The sequence below is a fragment of the Candidatus Methanoprimaticola sp. MG2 genome, assembly GCF_047501175.1.
Classification (GTDB): Archaea; Thermoplasmatota; Thermoplasmata; order Methanomassiliicoccales; family Methanomethylophilaceae; genus Methanoprimaticola.
On the sequence record NZ_JBEQWH010000007.1, the window covers coordinates 84291 to 103519 of the forward strand.

The following is a 19229-nucleotide window of genomic DNA, read 5'->3' on the forward strand; positions in this document are numbered from 1 at the left end:
TGTCATGGGAATGAAGATGGGCGGAAAGCTCTGGTCCAACCTGTTCAGGAAGCCGGTCACGAGGCAGTATCCCGCGGTCCCTAGGGACTATCCGGATGCCAGCCGCGGACATGTGGAGTTCGATCCGTCGGACTGCATCCTGTGCAACATCTGCGGGAAGAAGTGCCCCGCGGATGCCATACATGCGGACAAGCCGTCGAGGACCGTGACGATCCAGAGGATGCAATGCATCCAGTGCTCCTATTGCGTCGATTCGTGCCCGAAGCACTGCCTCTCGATGGGCCCCGGATACACGGATCCGGATCCGACGAAGGTGGTCGACGAGTACACCGTGCCCGAGAGGGAGAAACCGGCGAAGGCCGAGGATTGAAAAAACGAGGGGGAGACCCCTCTTACCATCACAGCCCGGTGACGATGCGGCCATACAGCTCGGGACGCCGCTTGTCGAGGAAGTACACGTCCCTCATCGACTCGTAACCCTCTGCGCGTATGCGCTCCATCTGACCCGGATCCAGCGTCGCAGTCACGCTGCACCTGCCCACTTCGCACGCCATCGCCTCCCCGCGCACGTTGTAGATGCAGGCTCCCCCTCCGAACACCGTCCCGAGCCCGTTGTCGCCGCATGCGTTACAGCATGCCACGAACACCGTGTTGTCATATGCGCGGGCAGGCAGGCACCTGTCCCAAGAGGACTGCCTGCGCATCCCTCCCAGGCCCGATGCGAACGGCATGAGGACCATGTCCGCCCCGTTCAACGCGTATGTGCCGGTTATCTCCGGGAAGTGGGACTCCCAGCATATCTGGATGCCGACGTTCGCCCTCCCGGTGCGTATCACGGGCAGGGAATCCCCGTGTGCCATGCACTCGGACTCCATCTCGCCCAGATGGGTCTTGGAGTATCTTCCGACGATCCTGCCCCCTTCCGCGATCGCCTGGACGATGTGCCTCCCCTGATCCACGTATCCGAAGCATATCGCGATGTCCTCGGAGGCCTCGATGATGGGGTCCAGGCGCTCGTCCCCGTCGGACATGGCATGGTCCGCACTGGCAGGCATGGAGTAACCGGTCACGGACAGCTCGGGGAAGCACACCATGTCGACGCCTTCGGATGCGGCCTCCCTGCTCAGCCTTACCAGCCTCGATACGTTCCCCTCGACATCCCCTACCTTCGAACGGATGGACACCATGCGCAGACTGAGAGGCTCCAATCAATCACCGATCCTGTGCGCCGGTACGCCCACCCAGGTCTCGCCCGCAGGGACATCATGCGTCACGACGGCCCCCGCCCCTATGATGGCGCCATCGCCGATCGTGACTCCGGGCAGTATCGTCGCAGAGGCGCCGATCCATACATCGTTCCCTATGTGGACCGGCTTGACGACAGTCTTGACATGCCGCCTCTCCTCGGGGGAGAACGTGTGGTTCGGTGTGACCACGCATACGTTCGGACCTATCATCACATAGTCCCCGATGGTTATCCTCCCCGTGTCCAGGAACACGCAGTCGTAGTTTATCCGTGGGTTCTTCCCCAGGCTTATGTTGGTCCCCACGTCGCAACGGAAGGACGGGTTGATGCATGCGCCCTCGCTCAATTCCTGTCCGAACAACTCCTCCAATATGAGTCTGCGATCGTCCTTGGACGTGCCGGGAGTGTTGAACCGCTCGCAGAGACGGGCGGCGCGGTCCAGAAGGTCCGTGAGTTCTCCGATGTCAGGGTCCAGGTCCGATGTCGGTATCCCTGCGAGCGCCCTTTCCATGAAGTTCATGTTGCTGTAATGGCGATAGAAGGGAAAATGTTTGGGAATGCGGGGCTGGCCCGCATGGGTTTGTTCCGAGGATCACTCCTGCTCGATCATCCTCTTGGCGTTCTCAAACTCCTCATCGACCTCGGGCTTGGAGGCCTTGAAGACGACGCCGATCAAGACCAGTAGGAGTATGATCACCCCTCCAGCGAGGAACGAGAAGTTGACGCTGTTGCCGAATGCCGTGAGGATGTTCGGGGCGTAGGTCGGGAACATGAAGATCTCGTTGAGCACCCCGGTGTCATGGGGAAGCATGTTGAATATTTCGGTGGGGAGATGGGTGGACAGCTCCTCGGAGAGCTTGCTGTTGATCAACATGGAGAAGATCGCGGTACCCATCGTCGTCCCGATGGACCTCATGAGGTTGACGGACGATGTCGTCATCCCCATCTCGGTCGGCTTGGAGCTGTTCTGAACGGCGGTCATGACGACTGACATCATGCAACCGAATCCCAGTCCGAGGACGAAGGTCCCGACCAGATAGCGCATCATGTAGGTGTCCCTGACCGCATCCTGGATGATCATGTCCGGATTGACCACCATGCCCGACATGTAGTACAGTCCCGCGAAGCATGCGATGGGTCCTGCGATCAGCCACACCTTGTAACCTGTGCGGTTGACCATGGCTCCCGACAGCATGGACGTTATCATCATACCGACGACCATCGCGAGGGACCATACCCCCGCCTCCAGCGTGGTGAGGCCGAATATGGTGATGGCGAACATGTTGGAATACATCATCGCGCCTATCATACCTATTCCGAACACCGCCATGTACAATGCCGCCATGATGACGGTCTTGTTACGGATGAGATGAGGTGCCAGGATGGGCTCGATGGCCTTCTTCTCAACCTTGATGAAGGCGATCACGAGTATTACCGCGACTACGATCATCAGTGCGGATTCTATGCTTACCCACTCGAAGTTCTTCCCTCCGAATTCGAAGAACAGGAGGACATCCACGAGCAGAGCGGTAAGGAGAGCGATCCCGCGACCGTCGATGTGCTTCTCGGACGTATCGATGGGCGTGGGGAACTTCTTGATCGTAAGGACGAACGCTGCGAGAGCGAGCGGGAGGTTGATGTAGAAGCACCAGTGCCAGCTGAGCGCACCCTCTATGTATCCTCCCAGAAGGGGCCCGATACCACTGCCCACTCCGAAGATCGCTCCGAGGATACCCTGCATCCTTGCCCTCTCGCGAGGTGCGTACAGGTCGGCCACAGCCGCGGTCGCGACAGGGATGAGGATTCCCCCTCCGAGACCCTGGATCGCACGGCAACCGATGAACATCTCCATGTTTACTGAGAGTCCCGCGAGCACGGAACCGGCGGTGAAGAGAAGCAGTCCTATGAGGAACAGGGGCTTCCTTCCGTATATGTCTGAGAGTTTTCCCGCGATGGGGATCATGATGGTCTCGCACAGCAGGTATGCTGTCGCCATCCATGCATAAAGGCCCAGGCCTCCGAGGTCCTCCGCGAGCTTCGTACCGATCGTACCGACGATGGTACCATCGAAGCAGGCGGTCAACATGGCCAGACAAAGTCCGAGCATGATCGTGTTCCTCGTCCTGGGGTTGATGTTCTTGTAGGTGATCTGTTCGATTGCCATTCCAACCCCTCCAAATTTCTCGCAGGACCCCTTGTAACAAACATCCTATTTCAACATTATGAGAAAACCATTGTTTTGGATAAGATATCGGCTCTGACGTCAGAATGCTGTTAGAATAAAGAGCCAGCAATAAAATGTTGATTAAAATAATGAATTAATTTGTTCATTATTTTTAGTTTATTAGTCAACTATTCTGTCTGGATGAATACTCGGCGGTCAATTCATCGACATGGACATCGATCTTACTCAGAATCTGATACAGCTGGTCGCGCTCCTCCTCGGTGATGGCTTCCATTATCGATTTCTCCAATAGGTCGAACATCATGTCGGACATGACGACCACATCCCTCCCGGACTCCGTGAGCCTGAGGCTGTGAGTCTTCCCGACACCTTCGTTCACCACCAGACCCATGCCTATGAGATCGCGGACCCCGGTCGATATGTACGACTTGTCGAAGGGGATAGTCTTACACAGGTCCTTCTGGGACACACCCTCGGACTTCTGGATCTCGCTCAGGATCAACAGATGGGGCGGCTTGATGCGGGAATCCTTGAGATAACCTTCGACAAGGGCACGACATATGACGGACATCTTCTTCGGGAAGACTATCATCAGGTCGATCAGCTCCTTATTCTCTGCCATGGCTTATCGGCATCGCATAGCCCTCATCCCGCATAAATGCAACTGGTTGCCTGTAAACGTCCCGCGGGCATGCACGCGTGCACACTATGGGTTACCCGACAAACTATTTCAATGAACAGCGAATCGCCAGGTTCATCAGGTGAATTTATGCAGCTTTACCATGACAAAGACGCGGACCTGAAGGTCCTCGACGGAAAGAAGGTCGCTGTTCTCGGATACGGTGCTCAGGGAAGGGCCCAGGCCCTATGCTTCCACGACTCTGGGATCGATGTGACCGTCGGAGTCAGGAAAGACGGAAAATCCTGGAACAAGGCAAAGGAGGACGGACTCAAGGTACAGGAGTTCGCCGACGCGGTCAAGGACGCTGACGTCGTCATGATGCTCCTTCCCGACGAGATCCAGCCGGACATCTACAAGGACTACGTCCTGCCCAACCTCAAGAAAGGAGCGGCCCTCGAATTCGCCCACGGATTCAGCATCACCTACAAGCTCATCACCCCTCCCGAGGACATCGACGTCATCATGATGGCGCCCAAATCCCCCGGAGACAAGGAGAGGGACGAGTTCGTCGCAGGATTCGGAGTCCCCGCACTCATCTGCATCCACCAGGACTACACCGGGAATGCGAAGAACATCGCCCTTGCACTCGCCAAGGGACTCGGGTCCACCCGCGCAGGGGTCTTCGAGACCACCTTCGACAACGAGACCTACACCGACCTGTTCGGCGAGCAGTCCGTCCTGTGCGGAGGGATGACCGCCATGATCAAGGCAGGGTTCGAGACGCTCGTCAAGAACGGCTATCCTCCCGAGATGGCGTACTTCGAGGTCCTCCACGAGACCAAGCTGATCGACGACCTGATCTACGCCGGCGGATTCGAGCTCATGTGGAATGTCGTCTCCAACACCGCCGAGTACGGCGGACTCACCAGGAGGGACAGGGTCATCACCGATGAGTCCAAGAAGGGTATGCAGTCCATCCTGGACGACATCCACGACGGCACCTTCAAGAACCAGTGGAGGGCCGACTTCGAGAACGGACTCAAGGGACTCCGCGAGATGGAGGAGGCCGACAGGAACCTCCAGCTCGAGCATACCGGAAAGGAGATCCGCAAGCTCTTCGAGAGGAAGAACTGAAACGATCACGGGCCGGTGGCGGAATGAGCGGTCTGACTGTCAGGACAAGGAACGGCAGCTTTACTGCCGAACTCGACGATTCGGACATCTCCAATGCCATCTGGCTCTCCCTTCCCTCCGAGCTAACTACGAACATGCTCGGAGGGATGGCATACTGCGAATGCCCCCTCGATGCCGTGATGCCCAAAGAGGGCAGGACCACGGACCTCGAGGTCGGCGACATCGCATATTGGCCGGGACCCGGCGCGATATGCTTCTTCTTCGGACCGACCCCTCTGAGCGGAGAGGACGGTAGGCCGATCTCCCCCTACCCGGTCATAAAGATCGGCAGGTTCATAGGGGACTGCTCCGGCATGGAGGATGCCGGAGATAGACAGAGGATAGTCCTCGAGCCCCCGTTCTGATATCCGATCCCCGCCCGTCCGCGGGAGTTCATTCCTCGGCCATTCTGCGGATCTCCTCCGCGCGCTCATGGGACTGGGGGACGCCGAGACCGTCCTCGAACAGGTCCGCGAGCAACATCATCCCGTCCCTATCGCCCAGATCGGCTGCCTTCGCATACCATGATGCGGCATCCAGATATGACTGCGGGACCCCGTTGCCCGTGCTGTACAGGATCCCAAGCTGGACCATGGCCTTGGGATGCCCGGAATTCGCGGCCATCGAATACCAGTACGAAGCCTCGGACCAGGACTGGGGCATGTCCTCTCCCAGGGCCGCCGCCAGCCCGAGGTTGAATGCCGAGTTCGTCTCACCGCGGATGGCCGCCTCACGGAAGCAGCCGAACGCATCATCCATGGATCTCGGCACCCCGTCCCCGTCAAGGTACAGGGTCCCGAGGATGAACAGGGCCTCGGGATTCCCCTCATCTGCCAACGCCTTGATCCTCTCGACCTCTTCGAACGTGTGCATAGGGATGCCACTCGCGTGCGGTAGATAACCATATCGAGAAGCCGAGCGTCGAGGAGACTTCCATACAGTGCCCCGTCTCGACGGAAAGATGCACTCCTTCTGGTCTCTCCGATCAGCTCCTCCAGAACGGCGAGGCGCGCCCTCATCCTGCGGACAGTCGTCAGGGATACCCCGCACGCATCCGCCGCATCTTTCGCTGTCGATCCGTTCACGTAGTGTTCCGCGTACGTCATCCATTGGTCCGCGGTCAGCTGTGAGCCCGAGATCACACCTATCGATGGGAGCGTCTTCAGACACCCGTTGCACCTGAAGCGTGCCGACCCCTTCCTGGTCCTGCCATACCCCACTATGCGGGTGCACCCGCAGTATGGGCATCTGTCGGGTGCCTTCCTCTCCGATTCCTTGATCATTACCCTGATAGCAGCCGCCCTGTTCCTCTGAGACCGAGCGGATGCCTGGGCATTTCCGATCCAATGTCCTGTCGGTGTCGTTCAATCACCGATACGTATGTATCGGAATGGATAATATAAACAGTAAGCTGTTATCATTGTAATTTAAGACATCTTTGTTACTATTTTGGATGCGGAAGACCTGCACGGAAATGCATTCACTTCAAGGACCTCAGATCCCCATCCTTCAGGATCCTGCGATATACGATGTCCATGACTGCAGAGGGGTTCGAACCGCATTCGGCGATGATGCGCTCGGCCTTCTCCTTGAGCACGGAATCCACCCTCGCGTTGATGACGGAACCCCTACCGCTGAACGGGATGCCGTTGAATATCTCGTCGTAGACGGATGCGATGTACTCGTTGTACATCATCCCCTTCTCCCTGGAAACTGCCCTCACGAGGTCCGTGGTCCCGGACCCGTACTGGGAGGACTTCTTCTTCCTCTCCAGCAGGCACGGGTATCCCAGATGGAGCGCGACCTCCTTGAGCACGGACTTCCTGGAGTCCATATCGCGTGGGATCAGAGCCTCCGGATCTATCCGACCGACCTCCGATGTCACACGGGGATCCAGATACGGATACACCAGGGTCTTGCCGAAATGCTCCGCGATCTTCATCTCGCACGGGACGGAGACGTCCAGGAGGCGCTCGACGCTGGCGTCCTTCAACGCCTCGAAGTTGTCCCTGGACTGTCCGACGAACTTCGCACAGCCCATGAAGTACTCGTCGGAGCCCTGCCCTGTAAGGACGATGTCCTCCGTCGCGGCCTCGCATACGCTGAAGAGCTGGAGCTCGTAGGATACGGTGAACGGGTCTGATGTGCCGGTGGCCGAGATCATGTCATGGATGTAGCACTCTATGTTGCCCCGAGAAAGCTGGACGTGGGTCCATGGGAGCCCGAGCCTCTCCGAGAGGTCCCTCGCCATCACGACATCGTACGCGTTGGATGTGCCGCAGGTGTAGAGATGGACGGACCTGGCGAACCTCTTCGCCAGGGCAGAGACCAGCCCGGAGTCCAGTCCTCCCGAGAATGCGACGCCGATCTCCTTTCCGGAGACCCCGTCCCGGACCGCGGAGACGATCGCCTCCTCAAGGTCCCTGTATCCGAATGCCATGACGATGCGATTATCGACGTTGTTCTTTAGGATTCGCTGGATTGGACAAGACCGCCCATCATCTCACAATAATACGAAACGCGAATCGGATGTACGGACATGACCGTGAAAGGACTATGCCCCTTGCGACTCCGGCAAGGGGAAATTGTTTTCCTTTCACCGGTACCCGAACGGCGAATTCCGGAGATGTCACGCTCAGCGGACTGATCATCGTGACAGATTGGTCATAGCGGTTTGTAACGAAGACTGACACTCGAGGTATTCAGCCCTGGAGGTTCAGGACCGTTATCCCGTACCCTCTAAGTGTGAATATGCCTTTGATAGATATATCGTTTTGCATCATTGTTTCACAATCTATCCCGATATCACATACATCGAGTCGAGACCGATGTCCTGGGTCTTCAGCGATTCATACTCTCATGAAGACTCGAAAGTTCAAGAGCATCCTCGAAAGAAATGGAGGTGAGGAGTGGTAAAGGGAGCGACGGGTGCCGCTCGTTTATGAGGTTGGGTCGACCCTCACCTCTTACGGCTGTCCACGATCAGGAACATCATCATGATAGCGGCGGCCACGGCGGCTGCGGCGCATGCGACGACCTTTATCGGTTCATCCGAATCGCTATCGTCCACGACTGTCGGGGGGATATAGGGTATATCGTCATCGTCCCACCCAGGATAGAATGGCGGGATTATCGGATCCTCCGCAGGGACCTCCATGACTGCGAACAGTGAGAAGTGGTCGGTCTCGAAGACGAATCCTCCTCTGCTCGCATCATAGCTCGACCCCATGTCAGTGGTGTTTCCATAGATGTCGATGTAATAAACACCATAGTCTTCGACATCCATTCCGCCGGAAACCATGAACGGCAGGAATACCGTCACACTTCCTCCGAGATCATGAATCCTGTCGACGGCGGCTCCCTCATTGTCGGCAAGAATGGCAGACAGCTCGAATGCCTTTCCATTCTCCAATGCAGAGATCTGTGCCGATGTCATGGAGTCTTCATCGAAATGCCCGACGACGATGCTGACACTCATGTCCTGTGATTCCGTACTCAACGACTCAACGATGTCGAGAGTCAACGTCACGGATGCGCCCGCAGCGTCATTTTCAATCACAATCTCCGTCTTGGAGATACTGCTTGGTAAGGACCCGTCATCTATGACGATTTTACTGATCAGTTCTGCCTGTTCTATGACATTGTCCAGTGGTGTTTCGGAACCAGCGGTGACGGTGACAGTCACAGTATCGTTGGAGACCGAGGCCTCAGTTGTGATCTCGTCCTTTGTAGATGTTGAGATAGTTGTGGTGGTGCTGGATTCATTTGTTGCATTATCGGTGACTGTGGTGACTGTTGTTATGATTTCCTGACCGTCTTCATTCGTAATGGTAGTTGTCGTCTCAGTAGTGGTGGTATCATCATTCGGTTCCTTCACAGTGACATCAATTGTGGTTTCTGTCAGAGCAGTCTGTCCCAACATAAGATACACTGTTACCGTGTATTCTCCCTCATTGTTTCCTACGATCTTGATTTTGCCATCTTCAACTATCGATTTAACCGAGCTATCGCTGGGTGTTGCCAACAGAGTGAAACTGCGGGGTCCCGATTCAATGCCTATCTCCACCGTTCCGCCGGCAGAGGCGCTGACCTTCGAGTACTCGACGGTGAGGAAATATCCGTTGGAGGGATTGTAGCAATCACCCATTGCAGTCTTGTATGAATCCTCTGAACCTATCGAGTAGTACAAATTCAGTTCGTGATTGAAGTCGCTGTTTTCAGTATTGTACGATGTGGCGAAGGCGTTGCTCCCCATCTGAGGAGCAGTCTTGCCTAGGAACACCACCATTGATGTGCCGTCGGATTTCAGCGCCCCCTGTAGGAAATTGTCACCGATGTTCGTGACTGTCGATGGAATCACGACGGAATTTAGGATGTTGGCAGGATTGTCACCCTTAAGCACAAGAGAGCCGTTTTCGAATCTGTACGTAGGTACTAGGCCCGGTACGTAGTTGAATGCATCATCACCAATACCTGTCAGCCCCTCCGACAAATTCAACGCGCTTATCGCTGAACATCCGTAGAATGCACAGTCGCCAATAGTTTTCACCGATCCTGGGATGTTCACCGTATTCAGGACACTGCAGTACATCAAGGAGTAACTTCCTATCGATGTTGTGCCTTCTCTAACATTCAGAGCATCAATATTTTCGTTCAAACAGTAGTGTAGGGAATCGTTCTTGTACAAGACACCGTTCACATTAGCAAACTGGCTCCCTTGGGCAAATTGTACATCACTTGCATGATCCCAGCCGTCTAAAGCTTGCAGTGCTGCAACTGGTCCGCTATAGTTCATCTCATACACCAGTCCGAGATCTGTCACTCCCGCGGGTATTATTAGGTTCTGAACCGCTATGCCTTCCAATGCGCCCGGTCCTATGTAATTCAGTTTGCTGTCTTCGGTAAAGGCCAAGCTTGCAAGGCTGCATTTTTCGCCGGAGGATGCGAACACAGGACTGTTCGCCGTGCTAGATGCATATGCTACTGATGTTCCAATCCTCTCTACGCTTGCAGGTATCACAATCGATGTCAGATTAGAATCAGCAAAAGCGGAACCATCTATGTATTTCAACCCCTCGTTGAGGGTAATTCCTGTTATACTCGAATGAAGGAATGCACGATCGGAGATTCCAATAACATTGTATGTCGTCCCATTATATTCGACGGTCGCTGGAACAACAGGAGTTCCCACATACGTCGAATCAGGGACGTTCGTATTCCCAGATGAACCGGGGTTGACGAGTTCTACCGCATTGAGGATTCCATAATCCGAGCCGTCGACTATCTTATACCTGAAGGTAGTCGTTGAATCTGTGAAATAAGGTTCCCCATTGTCGGCATCCGAATCACCAGCCACGACAGTGGTTGCCAATAGGACGACCACCAGTGCCAGAAACGTAGCCGCCATCAGTTTTTTCATGGTTATCGCTCCATGCATTTCCATCGTTTCAATCCGAATATGCTGGCAGTACGTTCTCTATGCCAGTGTAATTGACTGTCGTCCCAGGATAAGTAACTCTGAATGCACTCGACTCCTCTGGGAAATACAACAACACAGGAATGTTATTGTACTTGTAGAAATGAATCTGCGTAATAGACTCAGAACTCTCCAAGAATGCAGAATGCATCGCAGTACCTGTGGCGAATGCTGCAACTGTCCCGCCATAGATGTTGAGGATGTTGGCATTTCCTGATACCCCGTTGTATATCCCATCATTGAACACGATCGTCGCAAAATTATTCCAATCGCCACTGAGATCGCTGATTCCCTTCAGTGTACTGTTCGTGATGTTGAACGTGTTCCCGACGGTCCACACGTTGAATGCCGACCACCCTACAATGACGCTGTCCGTCACCGTGTATGTGTTCCCGCCGGCTCTGACACCGTTTGCCAATCCGTTGGAGGTGTTGATCGAGTATCCGAATCCCTTGATGGCACTCCCGTTGATGATATTGATCTGACTGTCCGTGACACCGTACAGTGCGATTCCACGGGTATCCCCCACCGTGGTGTCATTATCATAATTCGAGATCTGGGAATTGAGTATGTCCGTATTGTCGATCGTCAGAGTCTTACCAGTGCATCCATCGGTCGGATAGTAGCTGACGCCACGGTTGTTCGCATTCACTGTGCACTGCTGAAGAGTGACATTGGATTCGTTGCTCGTTATGGTTATCCCATAGGCTCCGCTGGTGGTTGCGTTTATTGTCAGACTCTTGAGTGCTACGGTAGCTCCTCCGGTTATCTTCAGAGCACTCTGGTTGCCGGAATACGTGATACTGTGACCATTTCCATCGATGGTCAGCGTCCTGCCGATGCTGACAGTGCTGCTTATGCTGTAATCCTTATCCAGTTCGATGGGTGTCGTTGTGGAACCATTGATCAGGTTCTGAAGTTCCATGGTGTCATCGGCCCCTGCCGCATCCACCATGGGCACTAGCGTGAACATCATGCAGACCGCTGCCATGACGACAAGGACCTTCCTGAAGTCCACACCATTCCTGTTTCCGTGTTCGGTGATCTCTTTCATGATATCTCCGCACGGGAGGCGGAGGAAGGAACCAAAAGGAGGTCGACCCCCCCCCCCGCTATAGCCTTTTTTCGACTATTGCTGTTGAAATCCCTGTATGGGGATTTAATGTTTCTAATACCTAAGACCATATTCCATGATTCTAACCGGTCTGACTCTATTCTTTTTCAACGTGATTCGTGACCGAGACCGCAGACAAGGGGCTCAGTGCACATATGCCTGCGCGTCCCCCGCTCACCTTTATATAGGACACCCCCGTACCCGGAATCGCGAAGCATTCGCTACGCGAACGGAAATGTGCCGTGAATCGGTGAATCCGTAAAGGTGATTCCAAATGAGCGAAGAAACTCAGCAGCAGGAGACACGCCCGGTTAACGGGAAGAGTCTGTACTACTACATCGGCAAGGCATGGGACAACCCCGAGAACTCCTACGTCAAGGCCCTGAACTACGAGCGCAGGATCGTCTGGCGCAAGGAGGAGAACTTCCTCCGCATCGAGCGCCCCACCAGGCTCGACAGGGCAAGGGCTCTCGGATACAAGGCCAAGCAGGGATACGTCATCGTCAGGGCGAAGGTCAGGAAGGGATCCTTCCAGAAGAGGGCCATCGTCACCGGACGCAGGGCTAAGAGAAAGGGTATCAACCAGATCACCGTCGGCAAATCCCTCCAGAGGATGGCCGAGGAGAGGACTGCGAAGCGCTACCCCAACCTCGAGGTCCTCAACTCCTACTGGGTCGGAGCCGATGGACAGCAGGAGTGGTACGAGGTCATCCTCGTCGATCCCGCACACCCCGTGATCAAGGCGGACCCCAAGATCAACTGGATCTGCAACAACGATCACACGAACCGCGTCTACCGCGGAAAGACCTCTGCCGGCCAGAAGGGCCGCGGTATGAGGACCACTGGTAAGGGAGCCGAGAAGGCAAGGCCTTCCGTCCGCGCCAACCAGAGAAGGATCAAGTGATTCTCACTTCCTGAAACTTTTTACCCGTCCCATCGGGACGGGGTGTTTTTTAGAATCATACGGTACGACTCACATCCATCCGCGATCGTAGCCTCTGAAGCAATCCAGACAGACGACCTTCCCGTCCTGGAACCTGACCAGATCCTCACGTGCGGATTCTCCGCAACACTCGCAGGTCCTGTTTCCGAACATCCTCGCCCTTTCAGGCAATTGGAATCCCACGTCCTTGATATCGAAAATCGACTCGGCAGGGGAGTTCATGATGTATCCGATTATCTGCTCCTTGGTCATCGATTTCCTGTCGATCGGCCTGAGGACCAGACGAACTGACTTCCCGGTGTTGCGATCGAAGAAAGAATATGCCGATTTCCCACGGGGCCTGAGGATCATGTTGCCTTTGCCCACCGTGCACGAGAGGAGACATTGGATGGAATCGACCCCACATGCATCGTTCTCTGCCACACAGACGATGTCCTCATCCCCGGTACGTCCCAACTCGAACCCGAGGATGCTGGCTGCGACCTCCGCGGCCCGGTATCCCGATGCCAGACCTCCGCACGCGTGTCCGTGAAATTTAACGCAATCATCCCAAAGTTGCTGGTCCATGATTCTCGATTAGGTATAAGTTTATTTAATGTTTATCTGAAAAGTATTATTATTCTAAATTTTCGTAATACTAAACACGTGGATAAGAAAGCCATGTCACCATACACGCAGCAGTGATCATCGTAGAGGATCGGAGAAGTGTACAGAATGGAGACGGAGGTTCCATTCCACCGCGGGATCCCCTCTATAACACCACGTGAATCGGACAAGTACAGGTGATCCTGGACCATGTCCACAACCTCTACCATAGAGAACAGACAGAGGGGATCGTACCGTGAGGGATCGATCCCGTCGAGATCCTCCGTTTTTCCACTTTTCCATCCATCGATAAGACATCGATGGAGCATTTATCACATCAAATAGTGATTACATTCAAATATAACTATACATTTGTCTAATCTAAACAAATAAATTAAGTCATTCGGAGTGTGAATCGATTTGAAGTTATTCATCAAGGCGGTCGCGGGAATCGTTGCTCTGCTGTCTTTGACAATATTCCTGCTGCCGGAGGTGTCCGCGGCAGGGTTCGACACCGAGACGGTCGACATGACATCCAGCGTGTTCATGTTCTTCTGCGGGATGCTCGTCTTCATGATGGCGCCCGCGATCGCGCTGTTCTACGGCGGCATGCTCAGGAAGCAGAGCATGACGTCCATGATGGCCCAATGCCTCGGAGTGATGGCCCTGGTCATGTTCATATGGTGGGCCGTCGGCTATTCGCTTGCCGCCAGCGGGGACGGGCAATTCATCGGCGGCCTCGACTACATCTTCGGCCAGGGCCTCTCCATCACCGAGGGCAACGGGAACATATCCACCATGCAGTTCTTCGTCTTCCAGGGATTCTTCGCGATCGTCACCGCATGCATCGTCTTCGGTGCCACTGCCGAGCGCATAAGATATTCCGCGGTGATCGCGTTCCTCGCACTCTGGTCCATACTGGTATACGCTCCGATGGCCCACATGGTATGGTTCGGAGGGTTCCTCTCGGACGGCATCACACAGCTCGGGTTCCCCGCACAGGACTTCGCCGGAGGGACCGTGGTCCACATGTGCTCCGCCATCTCCGGTGTAGCATGCGCGATCGCCATCGGAAGGAGGAGCGACAGGGTGTCGAAGGGCCGTACCCACAACGTTCCGGTCATGTTCCTCGGTGCGATGACCCTGTGGATCGGATGGTTCGGGTTCAACTGCGGATCCGAGGGTGCATTCGATGAGATCGCGGTACTGGCCATGGTCAACACGATGATGGCCTCGGCGGTCAGCACGATCGTCTGGATGGGCATCCAGTACTTCCACGTCGGACGCGTCAGTGTCACTGGCCTCTGTGCCGGGGTCCTCGCAGGACTTGTAGGCATCACGCCCGGATGCGGGTTCGTGGACCCTTGGGCGGCGGTCGTCATCGGTGCCATAAGCGCGGCGATCTGCTACTTCGGGATCATATTCATGAGGAACAAGTCCGGAGTGGACGATGCCCTCGATGTCATGGGTGTCCACGGCATCGGAGGCATATGGGGATGCCTCGCAGTCGGGATCTTCTCCATAGCCGGCTACAGCTGGGTCGGCGTGGGCGGCCTCATAGAGGGTCACTGGGAGATGATGGTAGGACAGCTGGTGAACGTCGTCGTCACGCTGGTCTACTGTTTCCTGGTGTCCTATGCGATCATGAAGGTCATCGACCTCATGATGATGCGCACCATCGGCAAGGGTGCCACCCTCAGCGAGGAGGAACAGATGATCGGATCCGATGTCGTGGAGCACGGGGAGTCCGCATACGTGATGTGATTCGAATGAAGATGATAGTAGCTATAATCAGACCGGAACGGCTGCAGTTCGTCAAGGATGGACTCAAGGACATAGGCATCTACGGCATGACCATCACCCACGTCACCGGGCGCGGGGAGCAGATGGGCCTCGTGTTCACGACGAGGGTCGGGAAGTTCGTGGTCGACGAGATCGAGAAGGTGAAGATAGAGACCGTCGTCGAGGACGATCGGGTGCAGACCGTGATAGACACGATCAGAGGGAAGGCCCAGACCGGACATCCCGGGGATGGCAAGATCTTCATCATGCCGGTCCTCGAGTCCATCAGGATAAGGGCCGATGAGACGACCGGATGACGTTCGAGGACGATATGGGGCTCCGACCCGCTCGGGCGCGCCCCTCCGCATCGACACTGCGGATCGGGGATCGTCAGAGCCCGTTCTCGATGACATCGAGGAGCTCCGCGACCTCTCCGTCCGGCATCCCCACCGTGGGGAAGTAGACGGGGAGGTCGTACTTCGACACATCGACCCTGTCGAGGTCGTCCAGACCCGTCCCGAGGACGTATCCGAGCGCCTGCTTGTGATGCTCTCCGCCACGGATCAGCGGATCGTACGCCTTCAGGCAGGACCAGTCCCTCGAGCCGGATACTATGACGCGGCATCCGCGTTTCATCATGAGCCATGCCGAGACCAGCCCGCGATCGTCGTCCACCTGTGCCAGCACCTTTCCCTGACTGCCCACTGGAAGTCCCGCATGGCATCTGATGTAGTCCCCGAAGATGTATGCCCTGTTGTCCCTGACCTCCACGTAGAACGTCACGTCGGGGTCCGTCAGGTCCACCTTCACGCCCTTGTCCTCGTTGGCGAGGAATATCGCCGAACCGACCTCGCGGCCGACATCCATGCTCGTGTACCCCTGGGAACCTTCCCTGCGGGCCTTGACCGCGAACGACTGCCCGGGCGATAGCCGGGGAATGGAGAACTCGGCCGCGAGTGCGCACATGTCCTCCATCTTCGAGGAGGTCTCCTCCGTGATGGACAGGGATGCTATCCCAAACACGCGCCTCAGGGAGGCCACGGCCCTCTCCGGATCCTCGGCCTCCACATAGAACCTGGCACCCTGCTTGTTCACGAGTGCCTCGACACCGTCCTCCATGAGCATCGCCACGGCATTGTCGCGAAGCTGATTCTCGAACCTCTTCCTGACGGGAGCGCTCTTGAGGCCGATCTCGGAGTACCTTGCGAGTATGATGGACACGCCCGTTCAACCCCGAACACGATTAAAATGATATCGCGCAGACGACGAAATAGAGGATGAATATCACGGACAGGACATACAGGACGGGACTGACCTCCCTCATCCTCCCGGCACCCATCATCGTCACGCAGTACAGGATTATGCCGAAGGCGATACCGTCCGTGATCGAGTAGGTCAGGATCATCATCAGCACCGTCATGAGTATGGTTATCATGGTGGGTGTGTCCGACCAGTCCGCTCCCTTCAGCTCGGACATCATCGCCGCCCCTACCAGGACCATCGCACCGACGGTACAGCTGTACTCGATCATACCGAACAACGGGGCTATCCACAGCGACACCATGAACAGGATCGCGACCACGACCGGCACCAGACCTGTCCTTGCCCCGGCCTCCACTCCGACCGCCGATTCGGCGTATGCGGTGGTGGGGGTGCATCCCACCGCACCGGACAGCGACGCTATGCCCGCATCCACCCTGAGCGCGGTCTCGCAGGTCACGTTCCCTTCGTCATCGGCGAACCCTCCGCGCTTCCCGACCGCCATGAGCGTCCCGGAACCGTCGAAGAACTCGACGAATGACAATGCTATGACCAGGACCAGGAACTTGATGCTCAGGAGATTGGGCCCGATGCCATCCAGGAAATCCCCTATCGGAGGGGCCGCGGGGGATGCGAACAATGACTGTGGAAGGTCGATGACCCCTATCGCCACGCCCATGATGGCAGTGGCAATCATCCCTATGAGGACACCTGCGGACACCTTCTTCGCCACGAGGAACACCGACACTACTATACAGAACAGTCCCAGGAGCACCGCCGGGTCCGACATGTCGCCCAGGGATACGAGTGTGGATGGACTGTCCGCGATTATGCCTGCGTTCTGAAGACCTATGAACGCTATGAAGCACCCGATACCGGCGGTGATCCCCGCCTTTATCCCGAACGGTATGTTGTCCAGGACCCTGCGCCTGATACCGGACATGGTCGCCACGAAGAACAGCGCCCCGGATATTATGACGGCCACCAGAGCCTCCTGCCAGGTGAACCCCATGGTCAGGACGGCCGTATAGCAGAACATCGCATTGATGCCCATCCCAGGGGCCATCGCGACAGGGAACTTCGCGTACAGCCCCATCAGGAGCGACCCTATCGCGGACATGAGGATCGTCGCCGTGAACGCCGCATCCGGGTCCATGTGGGCGTCCGACATCATCTTCGTGTTGACGGCGATGATGTACGACATCGCGAAGAACACCAGGAACCCGCCCTTTATCTCCGTCCTGAGATCGGATCCCCTCTCGGATATCCCGAAGTATCTGTCCAATGCCGAAGATACGCCCATGGATTAAGCACCGTGTTACGGTCTTAATAATGATGCCCCCGTCGGACATTCGCAACATTTAGTAACGATACGGGGGATGGGGGCACATGGATCCGATCGTGTTGGCAGGGCTCATCGTCATGGGCCTCGGCGCGGGCGTGCTCGGAGCGCTCTTCGGACTGGGCGGCGGGATAATATTCGTCCCGCTCCTGATGCTCGTGTTCGGACTGGCTCCCACAGAGGCGGTGGCGATCAGCCTCATCGGCATAATCGCGGGATCGGTGGGCGCATCGACCGTATTCGTGGACAAGGGCCTGTCCAACGTCCGTCTGGGGCTGCTGATGGAGATAACGACCGCCGCAGGCGCCATCATCGGAGCGATCGTCGCGACATACCTCCAGGAATGGGTCCTGATGGTGATCTTCGCGGCCATCGTCTACATCAGCGGATACCGCATGCTGAGGAATCCGGAGAAGGTCGTCCCGCCTTCGGAGGACTCCTCCGGGAGGTATGCGTTCAGGTACAGCGACGAATCCAACGGGGAGTCCATAGACTACGAGGTCCAGCACATAGGGGGCGGCATGGCCCTGTGCACCGTGGCAGGCATGATCTCCTCCATGACCGGTGTCGGCGGGGGGATGGTCAAGGTCCCCCTTATGAACATCTACATGCACGTCCCGATGAAGGCCGCGAGCGCCACGAGCAGCTACATGATCGGGATAACCGCATTCTCCGGAGCCGTGACATACTTCCTAGGAGGGCAGGTCCTCCTCGAATATGCGGCAGGGGTCGCCATCGGGGCGTTCCTCGGAGCCTTGGTCGGCACATCGCTCACCAGGAGGATCGACGCCAAGCATCTCAGGAAATACTTCTCCGTGGTCGTGTTCATAATGGCGACCATGGTGCTCCTTCAGGCGGTGGGGGTCCTATGAACCTGAACAGGTCCACGGCATTCACCCTCCGTGCGGGAGTGGTCCTAGGGATGGCACTGATGGCGATCGGTCTCGTCATGAGCATGGGCGGGTCCGGCGACACGGTCCTCCGTGCCGGCATACTCGTCCTGATCCTGTCGCCCTTCGCGGGCGTGGTGGTCTCGTTCATCTGCCTGCTCAGGGAGAAGGACGTGTTCTGGTCCGCTGTGGCAGGCATACTCCTGCTGATCACCGTATCCGGCATAGCGATATCCATTATCTGACGCTGCGTGGGACCGCTGGATCTGGCGACGATAGTGCGGATGTGAAGGACGGACCTAGCGACCGAGAATCCGAAAAATACGATCAGGATGGAAAAATTGGTGCAAGGGAAGGTGGCAACAGTGATGCCGCTTTGAATCACGACGATGTCGGACTGGTTGAGAATGATGGTGCAAGGGAAGGGATTTGAACCCTCGAACTCCTACGAGAATAGGCCCTGAACCTATCTCCTTTGGCCAGGCTCGGATACCCTTGCACGGAGAGCCTTTAAGGTGCGGATATAGTTCCGATATATAAGAATTGGGTACTCCTCTAGTGTGTTTCCTAATTCCTCGATTCTGTAATTCAATCTGGTTGTTTCTTCAAAA

19 protein-coding genes and 1 tRNA gene are annotated in these 19229 nt (G+C 56.1%); 8 read left to right on the plus strand and 12 right to left on the minus strand.

The window, feature by feature from the left end:
• The first annotated feature begins 4 nt into the window (after positions 1-4).
• Positions 5-370 carry a 4Fe-4S binding protein gene (locus V5D86_RS06755; RefSeq protein WP_414595923.1) on the plus strand — a complete coding sequence of 122 codons (366 nt, stop codon included), beginning with the start codon at positions 5-7 and terminating at the stop codon, positions 368-370.
• Positions 371-398: 28 nt separating this feature from the next.
• On the opposite strand, the gene V5D86_RS06760 is transcribed toward V5D86_RS06755, so the two are convergent.
• From V5D86_RS06760 to V5D86_RS06775, 4 genes are all read right to left on the minus strand, one after another.
• Positions 399-1187: a nitrilase-related carbon-nitrogen hydrolase gene (locus V5D86_RS06760; protein WP_414595924.1), complete on the minus strand. Its 789-nt coding sequence runs from the start codon at positions 1185-1187 to the stop codon at positions 399-401.
• 21 nt (positions 1188-1208) lie between these two features.
• The gene (locus V5D86_RS06765; protein ID WP_414595925.1) at positions 1209-1766 is read right to left on the minus strand and encodes a sugar O-acetyltransferase; all 558 of its coding nucleotides are present in this window, start codon (positions 1764-1766) and stop codon (positions 1209-1211) included.
• A 72-nt stretch (positions 1767-1838) separates the two neighbouring features.
• Positions 1839-3410, minus strand: coding sequence for an MFS transporter (locus V5D86_RS06770; protein WP_414595926.1), 1572 nt, complete (start codon positions 3408-3410; stop codon positions 1839-1841).
• A 184-nt stretch (positions 3411-3594) separates the two neighbouring features.
• The gene (locus tag V5D86_RS06775; protein ID WP_414595927.1) at positions 3595-4053 is read right to left on the minus strand and encodes a MarR family winged helix-turn-helix transcriptional regulator; all 459 of its coding nucleotides are present in this window, start codon (positions 4051-4053) and stop codon (positions 3595-3597) included.
• Between the two features lie 147 nt (positions 4054-4200).
• On the opposite strand from V5D86_RS06775, the gene ilvC reads away from it, so the two are divergent.
• Positions 4201-5187, plus strand: coding sequence for a ketol-acid reductoisomerase (gene ilvC, locus V5D86_RS06780; RefSeq protein WP_414595928.1), 987 nt, complete (start codon positions 4201-4203; stop codon positions 5185-5187).
• 23 nt (positions 5188-5210) lie between these two features.
• The gene (locus V5D86_RS06785) at positions 5211-5591 is read left to right on the plus strand and encodes a cyclophilin-like fold protein (protein ID WP_414595929.1); all 381 of its coding nucleotides are present in this window, start codon (positions 5211-5213) and stop codon (positions 5589-5591) included.
• A 28-nt stretch (positions 5592-5619) separates the two neighbouring features.
• Here the strand turns inward: V5D86_RS06785 and V5D86_RS06790 are convergent, their stop codons facing one another.
• The 4 genes from V5D86_RS06790 to V5D86_RS06805 form a co-directional block, all read right to left on the minus strand.
• Positions 5620-6099 carry a tetratricopeptide repeat protein gene (locus tag V5D86_RS06790; RefSeq protein WP_414595930.1) on the minus strand — a complete coding sequence of 160 codons (480 nt, stop codon included), beginning with the start codon at positions 6097-6099 and terminating at the stop codon, positions 5620-5622.
• 607 nt (positions 6100-6706) lie between these two features.
• Positions 6707-7666, minus strand: a complete 960-nt coding sequence (locus V5D86_RS06795) for an asparagine synthase-related protein (RefSeq protein WP_414595931.1) — start codon at positions 7664-7666, stop codon at positions 6707-6709.
• Between the two features lie 519 nt (positions 7667-8185).
• Entirely contained in the window at positions 8186-10645 is a 2460-nt protein-coding gene (locus V5D86_RS06800; protein ID WP_414595932.1) for a leucine-rich repeat domain-containing protein, read from the minus strand.
• A gap of 28 nt (positions 10646-10673) precedes the next feature.
• Positions 10674-11756, minus strand: a complete 1083-nt coding sequence (locus V5D86_RS06805) for a hypothetical protein (protein ID WP_414595933.1) — start codon at positions 11754-11756, stop codon at positions 10674-10676.
• A 334-nt stretch (positions 11757-12090) separates the two neighbouring features.
• Between V5D86_RS06805 and V5D86_RS06810 the strand changes: the two genes are divergently transcribed.
• Positions 12091-12720, plus strand: a complete 630-nt coding sequence (locus V5D86_RS06810) for a 50S ribosomal protein L15e (protein ID WP_414595934.1) — start codon at positions 12091-12093, stop codon at positions 12718-12720.
• A gap of 69 nt (positions 12721-12789) precedes the next feature.
• Here the strand turns inward: V5D86_RS06810 and V5D86_RS06815 are convergent, their stop codons facing one another.
• Positions 12790-13326 carry an FmdE family protein gene (locus V5D86_RS06815; RefSeq protein WP_414595935.1) on the minus strand — a complete coding sequence of 179 codons (537 nt, stop codon included), beginning with the start codon at positions 13324-13326 and terminating at the stop codon, positions 12790-12792.
• Positions 13327-13764: 438 nt separating this feature from the next.
• Between V5D86_RS06815 and V5D86_RS06820 the strand changes: the two genes are divergently transcribed.
• On the plus strand, positions 13765-15108 hold the full coding sequence (locus tag V5D86_RS06820) for an ammonium transporter (RefSeq protein ID WP_414595936.1): 1344 nt from the start codon (positions 13765-13767) through the stop codon (positions 15106-15108).
• A 5-nt stretch (positions 15109-15113) separates the two neighbouring features.
• A complete protein-coding gene (locus tag V5D86_RS06825) occupies positions 15114-15443 on the plus strand; it encodes a P-II family nitrogen regulator (RefSeq protein ID WP_414595937.1) in 330 nt (109 codons plus the stop codon).
• A gap of 73 nt (positions 15444-15516) precedes the next feature.
• Here the strand turns inward: V5D86_RS06825 and V5D86_RS06830 are convergent, their stop codons facing one another.
• On the minus strand, positions 15517-16347 hold the full coding sequence (locus V5D86_RS06830) for a THUMP domain-containing protein (protein ID WP_414595938.1): 831 nt from the start codon (positions 16345-16347) through the stop codon (positions 15517-15519).
• Between the two features lie 22 nt (positions 16348-16369).
• Positions 16370-17689: an NCS2 family permease gene (locus V5D86_RS06835; protein ID WP_414595939.1), complete on the minus strand. Its 1320-nt coding sequence runs from the start codon at positions 17687-17689 to the stop codon at positions 16370-16372.
• An 86-nt stretch (positions 17690-17775) separates the two neighbouring features.
• Between V5D86_RS06835 and V5D86_RS06840 the strand changes: the two genes are divergently transcribed.
• Both V5D86_RS06840 and V5D86_RS06845 read left to right on the plus strand, forming a co-directional pair.
• Positions 17776-18600, plus strand: coding sequence for a sulfite exporter TauE/SafE family protein (locus V5D86_RS06840; RefSeq protein ID WP_414595940.1), 825 nt, complete (start codon positions 17776-17778; stop codon positions 18598-18600).
• Positions 18597-18863: a DUF1634 domain-containing protein gene (locus tag V5D86_RS06845; RefSeq protein ID WP_414595941.1), complete on the plus strand. Its 267-nt coding sequence runs from the start codon at positions 18597-18599 to the stop codon at positions 18861-18863. The genes V5D86_RS06840 and V5D86_RS06845 overlap by 4 nt, the downstream gene beginning before the upstream one ends.
• Positions 18864-19029: 166 nt before the next feature.
• Here V5D86_RS06845 and V5D86_RS06850 read toward each other — a convergent pair.
• Positions 19030-19117: transfer RNA gene (locus V5D86_RS06850), tRNA-Leu, on the minus strand.
• Positions 19118-19229: the final 112 nt, after the last annotated feature.

What these genes read in the sequence shown, in the direction of transcription:
- V5D86_RS06755 (WP_414595923.1), top strand. Translation starts at nt 5, where the DNA reads ATGGGAATGAAGATGGGCGGAAAGCTCTGGTCCAACCTGTTCAGGAAG.
- V5D86_RS06760 (WP_414595924.1), bottom strand. Translation starts at nt 1,187, where the DNA reads ATGGTGTCCATCCGTTCGAAGGTAGGGGATGTCGAGGGGAACGTATCG.
- V5D86_RS06765 (WP_414595925.1), bottom strand. Translation starts at nt 1,766, where the DNA reads ATGAACTTCATGGAAAGGGCGCTCGCAGGGATACCGACATCGGACCTG.
- V5D86_RS06770 (WP_414595926.1), bottom strand. Translation starts at nt 3,410, where the DNA reads ATGGCAATCGAACAGATCACCTACAAGAACATCAACCCCAGGACGAGG.
- V5D86_RS06775 (WP_414595927.1), bottom strand. Translation starts at nt 4,053, where the DNA reads ATGGCAGAGAATAAGGAGCTGATCGACCTGATGATAGTCTTCCCGAAG.
- ilvC (WP_414595928.1), top strand. Translation starts at nt 4,201, where the DNA reads ATGCAGCTTTACCATGACAAAGACGCGGACCTGAAGGTCCTCGACGGA.
- V5D86_RS06785 (WP_414595929.1), top strand. Translation starts at nt 5,211, where the DNA reads ATGAGCGGTCTGACTGTCAGGACAAGGAACGGCAGCTTTACTGCCGAA.
- V5D86_RS06790 (WP_414595930.1), bottom strand. Translation starts at nt 6,099, where the DNA reads ATGCACACGTTCGAAGAGGTCGAGAGGATCAAGGCGTTGGCAGATGAG.
- V5D86_RS06795 (WP_414595931.1), bottom strand. Translation starts at nt 7,666, where the DNA reads ATGGCATTCGGATACAGGGACCTTGAGGAGGCGATCGTCTCCGCGGTC.
- V5D86_RS06800 (WP_414595932.1), bottom strand. Translation starts at nt 10,645, where the DNA reads ATGAAAAAACTGATGGCGGCTACGTTTCTGGCACTGGTGGTCGTCCTA.
- V5D86_RS06805 (WP_414595933.1), bottom strand. Translation starts at nt 11,756, where the DNA reads ATGAAAGAGATCACCGAACACGGAAACAGGAATGGTGTGGACTTCAGG.
- V5D86_RS06810 (WP_414595934.1), top strand. Translation starts at nt 12,091, where the DNA reads ATGAGCGAAGAAACTCAGCAGCAGGAGACACGCCCGGTTAACGGGAAG.
- V5D86_RS06815 (WP_414595935.1), bottom strand. Translation starts at nt 13,326, where the DNA reads ATGGACCAGCAACTTTGGGATGATTGCGTTAAATTTCACGGACACGCG.
- V5D86_RS06825 (WP_414595937.1), top strand. Translation starts at nt 15,114, where the DNA reads ATGAAGATGATAGTAGCTATAATCAGACCGGAACGGCTGCAGTTCGTC.
- V5D86_RS06835 (WP_414595939.1), bottom strand. Translation starts at nt 17,689, where the DNA reads ATGGGCGTATCTTCGGCATTGGACAGATACTTCGGGATATCCGAGAGG.
- V5D86_RS06840 (WP_414595940.1), top strand. Translation starts at nt 17,776, where the DNA reads ATGGATCCGATCGTGTTGGCAGGGCTCATCGTCATGGGCCTCGGCGCG.
- V5D86_RS06845 (WP_414595941.1), top strand. Translation starts at nt 18,597, where the DNA reads ATGAACCTGAACAGGTCCACGGCATTCACCCTCCGTGCGGGAGTGGTC.